We start from the raw sequence: 14,499 nt of genomic DNA, 5'->3' as shown, positions 1-14,499 counted from the left end.
GGCCCGCTCAGCCCACCGTCCAGGTTTCCGGCCCGGTGAGCAGCGACTGCAGCGATTCGGGACCGACGGGTTTCCGTTCCCGCGCCGTCTGGGTCTGGTTGCGCACCGCGTCGTCATAGGTGGGTCGAGACACGCTGCGGAAGATGCCCGTGACGACATGCTCGAGCCCCTGATCGGACAACCGCGACAGCGCGTAGGCGTACTCCGGGTCGTCGGCGTACGCGTCGTGCACCACGATGTCGGACTCCGCGACGCTGTCGGCGCGGGCCACCGCGAGACCGAAACCCTTTCGTACGACGGCGAATTCGCCTTCGGCGCCGAATCGGATCGGCTCGCCGTGCCGCAGCGGGACGAGATGGTCGGCGGCGTTGTCGCGGCGCAGCACGTCGAACGAGCCGTCGTTGAAGATCGGGCAGTCCTGCAGGATCTCCACGAAGGAGGTGCCGCGGTGCTCGGCGGCGGCGCGCAGGACCTCGGTGAGTCCCGCGCGATCGGAGTCGAGCGCGCGGGCGGCGAAGGTCGCTTCCGCGCCCAGCGCCACCGACAACGTGTTGAACGGGTGGTCCACCGAGCCCATCGGGGTGGACTTGGTGATCTTGCCCTGTTCCGAGGTCGGCGAGTACTGGCCCTTGGTCAGGCCGTAGATCCGGTTGTTGAACAGCAGGATCGTCATGTTCACGTTGCGGCGCAGCGCGTGGATGAGGTGGTTGCCGCCGATGGACAGCGCGTCGCCGTCACCGGTCACCACCCAGACCGACAGATCCGGCCTGCTGACCGCCAACCCGGTCGCGATCGCGGGCGCACGACCGTGGATGGAGTGGATACCGTAGGCCTCCAGGTAGTACGGGAATCGGCTGGAGCAGCCGATCCCGGACACGAACATCAGATTTTCCCTACGCAATCCGAGTTCGGCGAGGAAGCCGCGCACCGTCGCCAGGATCACGTAGTCGCCGCAGCCGGGGCACCAGCGCACCTCCTGATCGGAGGTGAAGTCCTTCACCTTCTGCGGTCCGTCCGCGGACGGCACCCCGGATACACCGGTCAGTCCGAGATCGGTGCCGACCAGTGAGGTTTCCACGATGGTCATGCGTTACCCCCAGTCATGCGATAGGTGGCTGCCTCGCCTGCGCTCGGCCCGGCACAGGGCTGTGGACGGACGTCGTCCGGCGGCGTTCGGTATGTGGCTGCCTCGCCTGCGCTCGGCCCTGCACTGGGCTGTGGCCGGACTTCGTCCGGCGGCGTTCGGTATGTGGCCCTCGCTCGTGCGGCGAAGACCTTGTTCTGTTCCATCTCCTCGATCGACCCGTCCAGCGCCGCGTCGATCACCCCGACCAGTTCCTGGGCGGAGAACGCGGTGCCCGCGATCTTCGTCCACGGCCGCACGTCGACCAGGTACTTCGCCCGCAGCAGCGTGGCGAGCTGGCCGCCGTTCATCTCCGGCGCGACCACGACGCGATAGCGGCGCAGTACGTCACCGAGGTTGGCGGGCAGCGGATTGAGGTACCGCAGATGTGCCTGGGCGACCGGGGCCCCGCGCCGCCGCGCGCGACGGCACGCCTCGCCGATCGGTCCGTACGAACTGCCCCAGCCGATCAGCAGCAGCTCGGCCGTGCCGTCCGGATCGTCCACCACGAGATCGGGCACCTCGATGCCGTCGATCTTGGCTTGGCGCAGGCGAACCATGAGTTCGTGGTTGGCCGGGTCGTAGGAGATGTTGCCGCTGCCGTCCGCCTTCTCGAGCCCGCCGATGCGGTGGGCGCGGCCCTTCGTACCCGGGACGGCGAGCGGCCGGGCGAGTGTGTCGGGATCGCGCGCGTACGGCTGGAACGGGTCGGTGTCGTCGCCTTCCGGTTCGAACGCCGGGTCGATCGGTTCCAGCTCCGCCACCTGCGGGATGGACCACGGTTCGGACCCGTTCGCGATCGCGCCGTCGGACAACAGCAGCACCGGAGTGCGGTAGGTGAGGGCGATCCGCGCGGCCTCCACCGCGGTGGCGAAGCAGTCCGCGGGGGAGCGCGGCGCGAGCACCGCCACCGGTGATTCGCCGTTGCGACCGTAGAGCGCCTGCAGCAGATCGGCCTGTTCGGTCTTGGTCGGCAGTCCGGTCGACGGTCCGCCGCGCTGCACATCGATCACCACCAGCGGCAGCTCCGTCATCACCGCCAGGCCGATGGTCTCGCTCTTGAGCGCGAGCCCCGGCCCGGATGTGCTGGTGACGCCGAGCGCGCCCCCGAGCGAAGCGCCCAGCGCCGCGCCGATGCCGGCGATCTCGTCCTCGGCCTGGAAGGTGGTGACGCCGAAATTCTTGTGCTTGCTCAGCTCGTGCAGGATGTCGGAGGCCGGTGTGATGGGATAGGTGCCGAGGAAGACCGGCAGTCCCGCGAGCTGACCCGCGGTGATCAGGCCGTAGGCGAGCGCGGTGTTGCCGGTGATCTGGCGATAGGTGCCAGGGGGTAGCTTGGCCGGCGCGATCTCATAGGTGGTGGCGAAGCTCTCGGTGGTCTCGCCGTAGTTCCAGCCCGCGCGGAAGGCCAGGATGTTCGCCTCGGCGATGTCGGGCTTGGTCGCGAACTTCTCCCGCATGAACTGCTCGGTGCCGCCGATCGGGCGGCCGTACATCCAGGACAGCAGGCCGAGGGCGAACATGTTCTTCGCACGCTGGGCGTCCTTTTTGCCGACGCCGGTCGATTCGGTGGCGCCGAGGGTGAGCGAGGTCATCGAGACCCGGTGGACCACGAAGTCCGACAGTGTCTCGTCGGTCAGCGGATCGGCGGCGTAACCCACCTTGGCGAGGGTCCGCTTGGTGAACTCGTCGGTGTTGACGATGACGGTGCCGCCGCGTGGGAGGTCCTCCAGGTTCGCCTTGAGCGCGGCGGGGTTCATCGCGACCAGCACGTCGGGCTGGTCGCCCGCGGTGAGGATGTCGTAGTCGGCGATCTGGATCTGGAACGACGAGACGCCGGGCAGCGTGCCCTGGGGCGCCCGGATCTCGGCGGGGAAGCTGGGCTGGGTGGCCAGGTCGTTGCCGAAGGCGGCGGCCTCGTGGGTGAAGCGGTCGCCGGTCAGCTGCATTCCGTCGCCGGAGTCCCCGGCGAACCGAATGACGACCTTTTCCAACTTCGCTGTGCCGACATCTTTTTGGTGTGAAACCATATGCCTGCTTCACTTCCTCGTCGCTGAGAGGTGCCATCGCCAAACTACTCCGTCGAATGCGGTGCGCGCCCACGAAGCGCGCGGACCGGCGAGATTCGACGACGCGGGCGTCAGGCGAACAATGCCAGTTGCGCGTCGCTCGTGTGCGCGGTTTCGGCGCGTGTCTCCGGTTCGGGTCGACTGCGTGCCGTCAGACCGTGCTCTGCCAGCAGCGGAGCGACTCGCGCGCGCAGCCACGCGGAGTATTCCGGCGTGACGTAGGCGCCGCGCCGGTAGAGCTGGCGGTACCGGCGCAGCAACGCCGGATGGTGCTCGGCCAGCCAGGACAGGAACCAGCCCCTGGTGCTGCCGCGCAGGTGCATGGGGAACGCGACCGCCGATTCGGCCCCGGCCTCGGCGATCGCGCCGAAGACGGCGTCCAGGTGGGCGCGCCCGTCGGTGAGGCAGGGGATGACCGGTGCGACCAGCACGTTGACGGCGAAGCCCGCGTCGGCGAGCGCGCGGACCAGGTCCAGGCGGGCTCGCGGTGACGGCGTGCCGGGTTCCAGGCTGTGGTGCAGATCCTCGTCCAGTATCGCGATGGACACCGCGAGACTCACCCGCACCTCGCGGGCGGCCGAGGTGAGCAACGGCAGGTCCCGGCGCAGCAGGGTGCCCTTGGTGAGGATGGAGAACGGGGTGCCGGATTCGGTCAACGCGCGAATGATGCCCGGCATCAAGCGATATCGCCCCTCCGCGCGCTGATAGGGATCGGTGTTGGTGCCCAGCGCGACCGGTTCGCGGCGCCAGGACCGCCTTGCCAGTTCTTTGCGCAGCACCGCGGCGACATTCGTCTTCACCACGATCTGCGAGTCGAAGTCCCGGCCCGCGTCCAGATCCAGATACTCGTGCGTTCCGCGCGCGAAACAGTAGCGGCAGGCGTGCGAGCAACCCCGCATGGGGTTGACGGTCCATTGGAACGGCACGTTCGCGCCCTCGGGTACCCGGTTCAGCGCGCTCTTGCACAGCACCTCGTGGAACGTGATGCCGTCGAACTCCGGCGTTCGCACGGTGCGCACCAGACCGGCCCGGGACAGCCCGGGCAAGGCGCCGTCGTCGGCGTCCAGGGTCTGGCTTTGCCACCGCACCCTTTCAGTCGAACATGTGTTCTAGCGACTGTCAAGCGATCTGCTTGGTGCCGGGCGGTGTGAGAGCGGCCGGGTCGGCGAAGAAGGTGACCAGGTCGCGCACCGTGTCGTCGAGTGGACGCGGCCGGTAGCCGAGCTCGCGTTCGGCCTTGCCGTGGTCGACGACCGGCGCGGAGATCAGCGCGCCGAGCGCCGCCTTGGAGGCGATGTCGGAGTTGAACAGCCTGCCGAGCGGCGCGAGCACCGGGATGAAGCCGGACACGAGCTTCGGGGAGATGGCGAACTTCGGGCCGCGCTTGCCGCCGTGGGTAGCGGCGACGCGGCACAGCTCGAGCATCGAGATCATCGATCCGCCGAGCAGGTAGTTCTCGCCGGTGCGGCCGTGCTCGCAGGCCAGTACCAGGCCCTCGGCGACGTCGCGCACGTCCACCAGGTCGAATCCGCCGCCGATCATGGCGGGTATGCGTCCGAGGGCCGCGTCCCTGAGGGTCCGGTTGATGCGGGACAGCGGCTTGCTGTAGTCCAGCGGGCCGAAGACGCCGGTGGGGTTGCACAGCACGGCGTCCAGTCCCTGGTCGATCACTTTGCGCAGCGCCACCTCGCCCGCCCATTTCGAGCGGTCGTAGACCGGCAGCGCCGGATCGGTCGACCGCGGCGCGTTCTCGTCGATCCGGCCGCCACAGCTGTACTGGTTGAACGCGTGGATCGAGCTGGCGTGCACCATCCGGCGCGCGCCGACCGCCAGCGCCGCTTCGGCGACCACGCGCACGCCCTCGGTGTTCACCCGCCAGGCGAGATCGTTCTGCTCGGCCAGGGTGATCACCGCGACCAAGTGGTAGACCACCTCGGCGCCGTCGAGCGCGGCGCGCATCGAGTCCGGGTCGAGCACGTCGCCCCGCATCCAGGTGACGCCGGGCGCCGCCGGCTCGGCGGGGACGGCCCGATCGATGGCCGTGACCTGGTGGCCGCGCTCGGTGAGGAGTCGGAGCAGATTCGTGCCAAGGTAGCCGGCTGCGCCGGTCACTGCGACCTTCATGGGACAGAGAATATAGAACTTGTTCTAATTTGCAACACGTTCCAGTTCTGTCCGGTCCGCCCGGTGCCGCGGCGCGTTCGGGCTCGAAACATGCCGGTCCGGTCGGCTATATTGAGCGCAACCGTAGCGGCCCTTGCCGATTCGGCAGGGAGCAGGCGGATCACCACAACTGCACGATGTTGATCTGTACGACGATTTGGGGGGCAACTCGATGAGTGATCTCTCGGTAGAGACCGAAGCGGTCCGGGCGTTCGCCGCCACGAACGCCGGTATCGCCGGTGATCTCGCGGGGGCGGGCAATTTCGACGCGGTGAAGAACGTTTCGGCGCTCGTCCCCGTGTTCGGCTTGATCGGCGCCGACTACCTGGCGATGTTCGCCGCGGCGCAAGTGTTGCAGGCCAAGGACATCAACGATCTGTCCGCCAAGTACGCCAAGCTCTCCGAGTCGGCGTTCAGCGCCGCCGCGGCCTACGACGCCGTCGATTGGTCCAACGCCGGTGCGCTCGGGTCGATCGCGGGCCAGATCGGGGGCGCGGTATGAGGCCGCTCGACAGCGGCGTCATCGCGCCGGAGGGCCACGCTGTCGCGCACGCGGCCGAGCAGAACGTCGCCATCGGCCAGCAGACCGTGCTGGACGCCCTGCAGCAGACACCGGCTCAGGCGGTGCTCGACCTGCCGCTGCCGCAGTTGCCCGAGGACCTGCCCCCCATCGAGCCGCCCGAATTCGTGCTGTCCCGCAAGATCTCCGAGGATCAGCACTCGGCCGCCACCGTGCCCGGCGGTCTGCCCGGGCTGAGCGGGGCCCCGAGCGCCGAGGACGGGCACGGCTTCGTGCACGAGGCGTCCGCGCTGCTCGGGGACACGAACACCGCGATCGGACAGATCGCGGCGCCCGCGATCGACGCGGCGCTCGATCAGGCGAACGGCGTGCTGAACGGGGCACTCGCCGCCGCGCCGAGCGCGATCGCGGGCACGGTGAACCAGGCGGCGGCCGCGGCCGGATCGCTGCCCGCTCTGCCCGCCGATCCGGTGGCTGCCCTGCTGCAGGGTGTCGCGGTGCCCGCGCTGCCCGGCGTCGACCTCTTGATGAAGCCGATCCTGGACCTGCTGAGCAGCTTCGGCACCGGCGTCATCGGCGCGTTCGATCCGACCGCGATCCTCAGCCAGTCCTCCAAGGTCATCGAGATGGCCATGCAGGTCGGCAAGGGCAGCATGAGCACGGTCGAGCAGCTGTGGCAGAGCCAGGCCGCGCGCAACGCCCAGGCCGCGAGCCAGCAGGCGAACGTGGAGGGGCGCGAGACCAGCCAGCGGGGCATCGACATCTCCGAGCTCACGCAGCGCGCCGCCACCGTGGTGCAGCAGGGCAACGCGCAACTGCTCGGCATCGCGTCGTCGTTCGCCACCCAGGCGACCGCGCTCGCGCCGGTGATCCTGACCCCGCCCGCCCAGGCGACGCTGATGGCCTCGGCCACCGAACACCTCGGTCAGGCCGTCGGTGTGGTCAACGCGACCCGCGGAGACCTGGCAGGCAAGACCGCCGAGCTCAGCGGCATGGTGCAGCAGCTGGTCGCGCCGGGCGGAGGGCCCGCGCCGCAGGAGGTCGCGCAGGCGCTGGCGGAGAACGTCGGGCAACCGATCCTGGAGCAGGCGCAGTCGACCGCGTCGGAGACCGCGACCAAGGCGGCGGGCCTGGACTCCGCCACGCCGGGGACCACGTCGCCCTCGACCACGCCGTCGTCGGTGCACAGCACCTCGCACAGTCCGACCACCAGCCACGGCACGCCGAGCAGCCTGTTCGGCAGCAGCCCCGGCCGTCCCGGCAGTCCGAGCACATCCTCGGTTCCCAGAACCAGCGGCCTGCCCGGCACCGCAGTTCCGCCGATCCGGCCGGTCGCCGGCGTGCCGGGCACTTCATTGGGTACCGGTGCACCCGCGAGCACCACACCCGCGGGATCGAGCAGCTTCATGGGCGGCCCGGGCGCCGCAGGGGGGCAGCGCAGCAACGACGAGGAACACTCGCGCACGGTGCAGCCCTACCTGAGCCCGACCGGCAACGACGATCTGACCGGTCCGCTGGGTGAGTCGACGCCGGACGTCATCGGTGCGACGCACTCGGACGAGATCATCAGTTCGGACTACGAGCAGGACCAGTTCTGAGGCCACGCCGGGCAGGCGACGCGCCGCACCCGGTCCGAACGGATCACCGCCGGGCCGGGTGACCAGCAGAGCCTCAGTTGTCCGGCACGAACGAGTCGATCAGCTTCCGGTAGAGATCGGCGACGCGTTTGCGCGCGGCCTGCTGCTCGGCGCCGAGTCCTTCGGTGGTGTCCGGCGAGTACACCACCAGATGTACGTCGTCCGACGGCGACTGCGGCATGAGGTCGATGATCCGGCTGCTCTGGTCCGTGGCCTTCGGCACGCCGAGATCCGCCGTGGCGAGCGCTTTGGTCTCCGCCAGCGCCGCGTTCAGCACGTCGGCGGGAATATGGCCGTCGATCCGTTTCGGTGGAGTCTCGGGGCGGCGCTCGGCGGCCACGGCGTCGGGACTGCTGACGGCACGGCCGTCGGCGAAGATCTCCATCTGCGGTCGCAGATCCGTCCTGGTTTGCCATCCGTCCGGAATGGTGGTCAGCGTGAACAGCGCCAGCGGCGCGGCGATCGGCGGTAGCGCACTGGGCCGATCCAGTGCCGGGTCGGCCGTGGCGGCGCCCGAGCCCACCGCGACGATCAGCGTCACAACCAGCAGAACGGCTTTCGTTACTCGCATCGATCCCATCTTCCGGTGCTGTCCGTGTCCGCCTGCGGCACAGACGAACTGCGTAGATCATGACAGCGCGCCCGCCCGCGGCGGGACTCGGCGCGCTGTATCGATCGGATTCGGTGCTACCGCAGGCCGGACGGGTTGTTCAGATCCGGCGCGGAGTAGGTGTCGCAAGCTCGGACCTGACCGGTCTTGTAGCCGGTGAGGAACCACTTCTGCCGCTGGTCGGACGAACCGTGCGTCCATGCTTCGGGATTCACCCGGCCCTGCGCCGCGCGCTGGATACGGTCGTCGCCGACCGCCGCGGCTGCCGACAGCGCATCGTTGACGTCCTTGTCCGACAACGGTTTCAGGAACGGCTGGCCGCTGCCCGGCGCAGGCTGCTTGTCCGCGAAATGCGCCCAGATGCCCGCGTAGCAGTCGGCCTGCAATTCGGTGCGCACCGCGTCGGAGTCCGCCCCGCGTGGATCGCGCTGTGCGCGGCCGATGTCACCGAGAAGGTTCTGGATGTGGTGGCCGATCTCGTGCGCCACGACGTATTCCTGCGCCAGCGGGCCGCCGCTGGAACCGAAGCGATCCACCAGTTCCTGGAAGAAGCTGGTGTCGAAGTACGCGGTCCGGTCGGCGGGGCAGTAGAACGGCCCCACCGCGCTGGTGGCGTTTCCGCATCCGGTTGAGGTGGCTCCGGAGAAGAGCACGACCTTCGGCTGCGCGTAGCGCTTGCCCGCCTGCTTCGGCAGCTCGGCCGACCACACGGCGTCCAGGCTCTGCGCGGTGAGCGCCACCCGGCAGTCGACGTATTTGTTGGCATCCGCGCCGGTCTTGCAGTGGCTCGGCGTGCCTGCCGTGCCCGGCTGCGTCTGGCTCTGGTCCGGCGAGCCGGTGAAGTTGCCGAGGATGGATCCGGGGTCGCCGCCCAGCAGCAGCGCCAGCACCAGCACGATGAGCCCGCCCGCTCCGCCGCCCAGCGCGAGCTTGCCGCCCATGCCGGGACCTCCGGACGAAACCCGGTCGGGGTCGATCTGCATGCCCTCGTTGAAGGTCATCGTCGTCGCTTTCTCGCTCGTCCCCGGGGCCACCCAACCCTCGGTCGTTCGGGACCCCGGTGCACACTCCCTCGGATACAGCTTGGCACGGGCGCGCCGATATCGGTTTCCACTCACCGAATGTGTCTCACTACGATGGACTCGCACCTGGTCACATCGCGCCGGTGCCAGAGTCGTCGAAAGGAACCCCGTGCTGCGCACCCACTTGGCTGGTTCGCTGCGAAGCGAGCATGCCGGTCAGACCGTCACTCTCACCGGCTGGGTGGCCCGGCGGCGTGACCACGGTGGGGTGATCTTCATCGATCTGCGCGACGCGTCCGGTGTGGCCCAAGCGGTGTTCCGCGAGGGTGAACCCGCCGCGCAGGCGCACCGGCTGCGCGCGGAGTACTGCGTGCGCGTCACCGGCACCGTGGAACCGCGGCCGAGCGGCAACGAGAACCCGGAACTGCCGACCGGCGCCATCGAGGTGAACGTCACCGAGCTCGAAGTGCTGAACGAGAGCGCCCCGCTGCCATTCCAGCTGGACGAGCAGCCCGGTGAGGAAGCGCGCCTGAAGCATCGCTACCTGGATCTGCGCCGCGAGGGCCCGGCGCACGCCATCCGGCTGCGGTCCAAGGTCAACGCGGCCGCTCGCGAGGTGCTCGGCCGCCACGAGTTCGTCGAGGTGGAGACCCCGACGCTGACCCGGTCCACGCCCGAGGGCGCGCGCGACTTCGTGGTCCCGGCCCGCCTGCAGCCGGGTAACTTCTACGCCTTGCCGCAGAGCCCGCAGCTGTTCAAGCAGCTGCTCATGGTCGGCGGCATCGAACGGTACTTCCAGATCGCGCGGTGCTACCGGGACGAGGACTTCCGTGCCGACCGCCAGCCGGAGTTCACCCAGCTCGACATCGAGATGAGCTTCGTGCGCCAGGAGGACGTGATCCTGCTGGCCGAGGAGATCCTGGTCGCGCTGTGGAAGCTGATCGGCTACGAGATCCCGACTCCCATCCCCCACATGACGTACGCCGAGGCCATGCGCCGATTCGGTAGCGACAAGCCCGACCTGCGTTTCGGTGTGGAGATCACCGAGTGCACCGACTACTTCAAGGACACCCCCTTCCGGGTGTTCCAGGCGCCCTACGTCGGCGCGGTGGTCATGCCGGGCGGTGCGAGCCAGCCGCGTCGCCAGCTCGACGCCTGGCAGGAATGGGCCAAGCAGCGCGGCGCCAAGGGGCTGGCGTACGTGCTGGTGAACGAGGACGGCACACTGGGCGGCCCGGTCGCCAAGAACCTCAGCGAGGCCGAGCGCGATGGCTTGGCCAAGCACGTCGGCGCCGTTCCGGGCGACTGCGTGTTCTTCGCCGCGGGCGCCGCGAAGGCGCAGCGCGCGTTGCTCGGTGCGGCGCGCGTCGAGATCGCCCGCAAGGTCGGTCTCATCGACGAGGACGCCTGGTCGTTCGTGTGGATCGTGGACGCGCCGCTGTTCGAGCCGACCGTCGAGGCGACCGCGAGCGGCGACGTGGCGGTGGGCCACTCCGCGTGGACCGCGGTGCACCACGCGTTCACCTCGCCGAAGCCGGAGTCGCTGGACACCTTCGACACCGATCCGGGGTCGGCGCTGGCCTACGCCTACGACATCGTCTGCAACGGCAACGAGATCGGCGGGGGCTCGATTCGTATCCACCGTCGGGACGTGCAGGAACGCGTCTTCGACGTGATGGGCATCACCCCCGAGGAGGCGCAGGAGCAGTTCGGCTTCCTGCTGGACGCCTTCGCCTTCGGCGCGCCGCCGCACGGCGGCATCGCCTTCGGCTGGGACCGGGTCACCGCGCTGCTGGCGGGGGAGGACTCGATCCGCGAGGTCATCGCGTTCCCGAAGACCGGCGGCGGCGTGGATCCGCTGACCGACGCGCCCGCGCCGATCAGCGAACTGCAGCGCAAAGAAGCGGGTCTGGACGTCAAGCCGGAGCAGAGGAAGGGCGAGCACGCCGAGACCGCGTCGTAGCGGGGCGCCGAGGCGAACGGTACCTTCTGGTCAGCTGAGACTGCCCGACCGCGAGGAAACCTGTTGCTGCACTTGCGCCTGATCAGCCCGCCGGAACTCACCGACGAGGTGCTCGCGGTACTCGCCGCCGATCCCGGGGTCACGCACGTGACCCTGGCCCGCGGGGCGGCGCTCGAGCCGAAGGGCGATCTCGTCCAGGCGGACGTGGCTCGCGAGGCCGCCAACGACGTACTCGACGACTTGACCGCGCTGGGCGTCTGCCGGTCCGGCGGGATGACGCTCACGCCGGTCGAGACGGTCCTGTCGGAGGCGGGCGAGCGCGCGGTGCACGAGGCGCCCGGGGATCCGAGCGACGCGGTGGTGTGGGAGGAACTGCTCGCGCAGACGCACGAGGAGTCGAGCCTCAACGCGACGTTTCTCGCGTTCCTCACGATCGCCTGCCTGCTCGCCGCCGTGGGTGTCGCGACCGATTCGCCGGTGACGATCGTCGGCGCGATGGTCGTCGGTCCGGAGTTCGGTCCGCTGGCCGCTTTCGCGGTGGCGTTGGTGCGCAAGGACTTCCGGCTCGCCCGCCGCTCGGCGATCGCGCTCGCGGTCGGGTTTCCGGTGGCGATGGTGGTCACCTTGGTTGCGGCGCTGGTGTGGGAGCAGGTCGGGTGGATCACCATGGACGGGGTGAGCAGCGTCGAGCAGGTCGACTTCATCTATCAGGTGGGCCCGTTCTCACTCGTCGTCGCGCTGCTTGCGGGTGCGGCGGGCATGCTGTCGCTGGTGACCGCGAAGTCGGCCGCGCTGGTCGGCGTGTTCATCTCGGTGACCACCGTGCCCGCCGCCGGATTCGCCGTGATCGCGGCGACTCTGGGGGAGTGGCGGGTGGCGTTCCTCTCCGCGGGTCAGCTGGCGGTGAACATGGCGGGCATCATCGTGGCCGGGATCATCGTGCTCCAGCTCCGGCCGCGCGCGGGTAGCGAGGCCGGTCCGGTGCAACGATTCAAACGCTGGGTCGGCATGCGCTCACTGATCGAGAAGTGAGCGGACCTCACACTGCCGCGACAGTGCCTCCGGTGAGCACCCGGTAGGCGTAGGTCACCGCGATCACGGCGACCGGGCCCGCGATCAGCAGGCCGAAACCGCACAGCAGCAGCCCGAGGAAGGTGATCACCAGCACCGCCAGCGCCAGCAGCAGCACCTGCCAGGCGTTGGCGACCACCAGCATGAAGCTGGACTTCAGCGCCTCGAAAGGGCCCTGGTCCTGATCGACCACGAAGTGCAGCGAGAACATGCACAGCCATCCGGCGATCAACCCGGGAAACAAGCAGAGCGCCGACCCGAGGAAGGTCAGCGTGAACGCCAGCAGTGCGGTGAGCAGCACGTTGCCCGCGTTCACGAAGCGGAAGTAGGAGCCGAAAGACGGTGGGGTGCCGTCTGTTTCGTACAGTGCGCCGCGCACCATCGCCGCCTGCAGCAGCCATATCCCGGCCATGACCGCCAAGAAGATCAGCAGCACCGGCAGCATCGACGTGGGGTCGGCGAGTTGGACGACGAGCACGAACGCCAGGTAGACGACCAGGCCCACCGCGGTCACTCCGACCCACGGCCCGGGATTGGACCACAGCCGCGCCCAGCCGAAACTGATCGCCCGGCCCACGTCCAGTGTGCCCGGACCGGTGGGGACCTGCTGGTAGCCGTAGATCGGCTCCGGGGCGGGCGCGGTGCCGGACGGCGCCCAGCCGGGCCCGGTGCCCTGCGGGCCGTAACTGGGGTGCCCGGCGCCCACGGGCGGGGGCGGTTCCAGCGGTTCGTTGCCGTAGTGCGCCGCGCCGGGGCCCTCGAACTGCGGATAGCCGGCCTGACCCGCCATCTCGTGGCGGGCGTGCCCGGTCCCGGGCCCTGGAGCCTGCGGGTTCGGGCTCTCGTGTTGCCCGGGCCGCGCCGCGAAGCGCTCGTCGTCGTTCGGGGAGGGAGCGCCGCCACCTGATTGTTTGGGTGTGGGGGGCGGGGTTTCGGTCATGCGTAGACCTTTCCACTCAACTGGTTTGCGGTGTGGCGCAGGGCAGTTGAGGATGAGAAAACCCGACGGGTGCAGAGGTGTCAAGCGACCGGCGGTCGCCGTCCGGCCGGGCCGCAGACACGCCGAGCGACGCGGAAAGGTTGTGTAACCGCTCGCTAGAAGTGACCCCATGCGAGTACTTTGAGAGGCGATGACCGCACTATTGGCCGAACGCGCCGCCGAAGTCGTGTCCGCAGCGCAACAGTTGCTCACAAAGCGAATGGGTGCTCCGGTAAAGCTGAGCGATCCGATCGAACTCAGCGGTAGTGGTAGGACGACGGTCCTACGCGTGCGTGTAGCGGAAAACGCCTTTTCCCTGCCGCGAACCCTGATCATCAAGCAGGTTCGCGGCGCTGCCCAGGATCGCCGGACCGGTGGCTTGGCGCCGGGGGTGGCCAGCATCGATTCCGCGTTCCTCCGCGAGACGGTGTCCTATCAGTTCACCACCGCGCTGAGCCGGGAACACCGGCCGGGCGCCTACCTGATCGCACACAGCCTTCCCGACCGTCTGCTGATCCTCAGCGACCTCGGTGAGAACTCCCTGCTGACCGCCGTGCTCCGCTCCGGGGCCGAGCCCGCCACCCGCAACGCCCTGATGGCGTTCGCCCAGGCGCTCGGCCGGATGCACGCCGCCACCGTCGGGCGCGAGGCGGACTTCGTCGCGCTGCTGCGCCGGGTCGATGTGGTGCACCGGGTGGACGGCATCGCTCAGCAGGCCGAGTCGGCGATCGCCGAGGTGCCCGGCCTGCTCCAGCGCGAGCTGGGCATCGAGGTGCCGGGCGAGATCGCCGAGCGCATCGTGCGTGGGAACCGGCTGTACTCCGCGGGCCGCTTCCGCGCGTTCAGCCCGTCGGACCTGTGCCCGGACAACGTGATCTTGAACGAGGAGGGAGCTCGCTTCCTCGACTACGAATGGGGCGGGTTCCGCGACGCCACCCTGGACATCGCCTATGCGCTGGTGTCCTTCCCCGGCTGCCTGTGCGATGTCGAGCTCTCCCGGGAACGGGCGCGGCAGATGGTGGAGGCCTGGCGCGCGGAGGTCGTTGGCGTGTGGCCCGCGCTGGCCGACGACGACCAGCTGGCCGAGCGCATCCTGGAAGCCCGGCTGATCTGGGTCTGGCTGTCCACTTACTGGTTCCTGCCCGCCGACCACACCCGCATCGCGGCCGCCAGGGAGCACGGACTGTCGGTGCCCCGCTCGGCGGCACTGATCAACCGCTGGGCGGCGCTCGCCGAAGACGCGCGCTGCACCGGGGACGACATCGTGGGGGATTTCGCCGAGGACGTCTCGGCGATGCTGGAAGAGCGCTGGGGGGAATAGGCCCGCGGCACGGCAGCCGCT

Annotated in this window: 12 protein-coding genes; 5 read left to right on the top strand and 7 right to left on the bottom strand. The window is 69.4% G+C overall.

From position 1 onward, the window contains the following. Positions 1-7 precede the first annotated feature (7 nt). The 4 genes from ON21_RS16760 to ON21_RS16745 form a co-directional block, all read right to left on the bottom strand. Positions 8-1,087, bottom strand: coding sequence for a 2-oxoacid:ferredoxin oxidoreductase subunit beta (locus tag ON21_RS16760; RefSeq protein ID WP_039798963.1), 1,080 nt, complete (start codon positions 1,085-1,087; stop codon positions 8-10). Next, on the bottom strand, positions 1,084-3,153 hold the full coding sequence (locus ON21_RS16755; protein WP_245562623.1) for a 2-oxoacid:acceptor oxidoreductase subunit alpha: 2,070 nt from the start codon (positions 3,151-3,153) through the stop codon (positions 1,084-1,086). The genes ON21_RS16760 and ON21_RS16755 overlap by 4 nt, the downstream gene beginning before the upstream one ends. A 110-nt stretch (positions 3,154-3,263) precedes the next feature. Further along, positions 3,264-4,280: an Rv2578c family radical SAM protein gene (locus tag ON21_RS16750; protein WP_039798962.1), complete on the bottom strand. Its 1,017-nt coding sequence runs from the start codon at positions 4,278-4,280 to the stop codon at positions 3,264-3,266. Positions 4,281-4,311: 31 nt separating this feature from the next. Further along, positions 4,312-5,316, bottom strand: coding sequence for an NAD-dependent epimerase/dehydratase family protein (locus tag ON21_RS16745; RefSeq protein ID WP_039798960.1), 1,005 nt, complete (start codon positions 5,314-5,316; stop codon positions 4,312-4,314). 211 nt (positions 5,317-5,527) lie between these two features. Between ON21_RS16745 and ON21_RS16740 the strand changes: the two genes are divergently transcribed. Both ON21_RS16740 and ON21_RS16735 read left to right on the top strand, forming a co-directional pair. Next, on the top strand, positions 5,528-5,857 hold the full coding sequence (locus tag ON21_RS16740) for a type VII secretion target (RefSeq protein WP_039798959.1): 330 nt from the start codon (positions 5,528-5,530) through the stop codon (positions 5,855-5,857). Then, positions 5,854-7,473: a hypothetical protein gene (locus tag ON21_RS16735; RefSeq protein WP_039798957.1), complete on the top strand. Its 1,620-nt coding sequence runs from the start codon at positions 5,854-5,856 to the stop codon at positions 7,471-7,473. The genes ON21_RS16740 and ON21_RS16735 overlap by 4 nt, the downstream gene beginning before the upstream one ends. Before the next feature lie 73 nt (positions 7,474-7,546). Here ON21_RS16735 and ON21_RS16730 read toward each other — a convergent pair whose 3' ends face one another. Both ON21_RS16730 and ypfJ read right to left on the bottom strand, forming a co-directional pair. Next, positions 7,547-8,083 (bottom strand): hypothetical protein, encoded by a 537-nt coding sequence (locus ON21_RS16730; protein ID WP_083880672.1) that lies wholly within the window; start codon positions 8,081-8,083, stop codon positions 7,547-7,549. Positions 8,084-8,199: 116 nt separating this feature from the next. Then, entirely contained in the window at positions 8,200-9,123 is a 924-nt protein-coding gene (gene ypfJ / locus ON21_RS16725) for a KPN_02809 family neutral zinc metallopeptidase (protein WP_039798955.1), read from the bottom strand. A 190-nt stretch (positions 9,124-9,313) separates the two neighbouring features. Between ypfJ and aspS the strand changes: the two genes are divergently transcribed. Both aspS and ON21_RS16715 read left to right on the top strand, forming a co-directional pair. After that, positions 9,314-11,107 (top strand): aspartate--tRNA ligase, encoded by a 1,794-nt coding sequence (gene aspS, locus ON21_RS16720; protein ID WP_039798954.1) that lies wholly within the window; start codon positions 9,314-9,316, stop codon positions 11,105-11,107. 63 nt (positions 11,108-11,170) lie between these two features. Continuing rightward, positions 11,171-12,139, top strand: a complete 969-nt coding sequence (locus tag ON21_RS16715) for a DUF389 domain-containing protein (protein ID WP_039798953.1) — start codon at positions 11,171-11,173, stop codon at positions 12,137-12,139. A 7-nt stretch (positions 12,140-12,146) separates the two neighbouring features. Here ON21_RS16715 and ON21_RS16710 read toward each other — a convergent pair whose 3' ends face one another. Then, positions 12,147-13,118, bottom strand: a complete 972-nt coding sequence (locus ON21_RS16710) for a hypothetical protein (RefSeq protein ID WP_039798952.1) — start codon at positions 13,116-13,118, stop codon at positions 12,147-12,149. Positions 13,119-13,308: 190 nt separating this feature from the next. Here ON21_RS16710 and ON21_RS16705 point away from each other — a divergent pair, with 190 nt between their 5' ends. Then, the gene (locus tag ON21_RS16705) at positions 13,309-14,478 is read left to right on the top strand and encodes a phosphotransferase family protein (RefSeq protein ID WP_039798951.1); all 1,170 of its coding nucleotides are present in this window, start codon (positions 13,309-13,311) and stop codon (positions 14,476-14,478) included. Positions 14,479-14,499 lie beyond the last annotated feature (21 nt).

It is taken from the genome of Nocardia araoensis NBRC 100135 (assembly GCF_000308435.1).
Classification (GTDB): Bacteria; Actinomycetota; Actinomycetes; order Mycobacteriales; family Mycobacteriaceae; genus Nocardia; species Nocardia araoensis.
The sequence above is the reverse complement of the archived record's forward strand: the minus strand, read 5'-3'. Positions and strand labels throughout refer to the sequence as shown.

Excerpts from the sequence above, each read along its gene's own strand:
- ON21_RS16740 (WP_039798959.1), top strand. The coding sequence starts at position 5,528 with ATGAGTGATCTCTCGGTAGAGACCGAAGCGGTCCGGGCGTTCGCCGCC.
- ON21_RS16735 (WP_039798957.1), top strand. The coding sequence starts at position 5,854 with ATGAGGCCGCTCGACAGCGGCGTCATCGCGCCGGAGGGCCACGCTGTC.
- ypfJ (WP_039798955.1), bottom strand. The coding sequence starts at position 9,123 with ATGACCTTCAACGAGGGCATGCAGATCGACCCCGACCGGGTTTCGTCC.
- ON21_RS16745 (WP_039798960.1), bottom strand. The coding sequence starts at position 5,316 with ATGAAGGTCGCAGTGACCGGCGCAGCCGGCTACCTTGGCACGAATCTG.
- ON21_RS16755 (WP_245562623.1), bottom strand. The coding sequence starts at position 3,153 with ATGGTTTCACACCAAAAAGATGTCGGCACAGCGAAGTTGGAAAAGGTC.
- ON21_RS16760 (WP_039798963.1), bottom strand. The coding sequence starts at position 1,087 with ATGACCATCGTGGAAACCTCACTGGTCGGCACCGATCTCGGACTGACC.
- ON21_RS16705 (WP_039798951.1), top strand. The coding sequence starts at position 13,309 with ATGACCGCACTATTGGCCGAACGCGCCGCCGAAGTCGTGTCCGCAGCG.
- ON21_RS16730 (WP_083880672.1), bottom strand. The coding sequence starts at position 8,083 with ATGCGAGTAACGAAAGCCGTTCTGCTGGTTGTGACGCTGATCGTCGCG.
- ON21_RS16710 (WP_039798952.1), bottom strand. The coding sequence starts at position 13,118 with ATGACCGAAACCCCGCCCCCCACACCCAAACAATCAGGTGGCGGCGCT.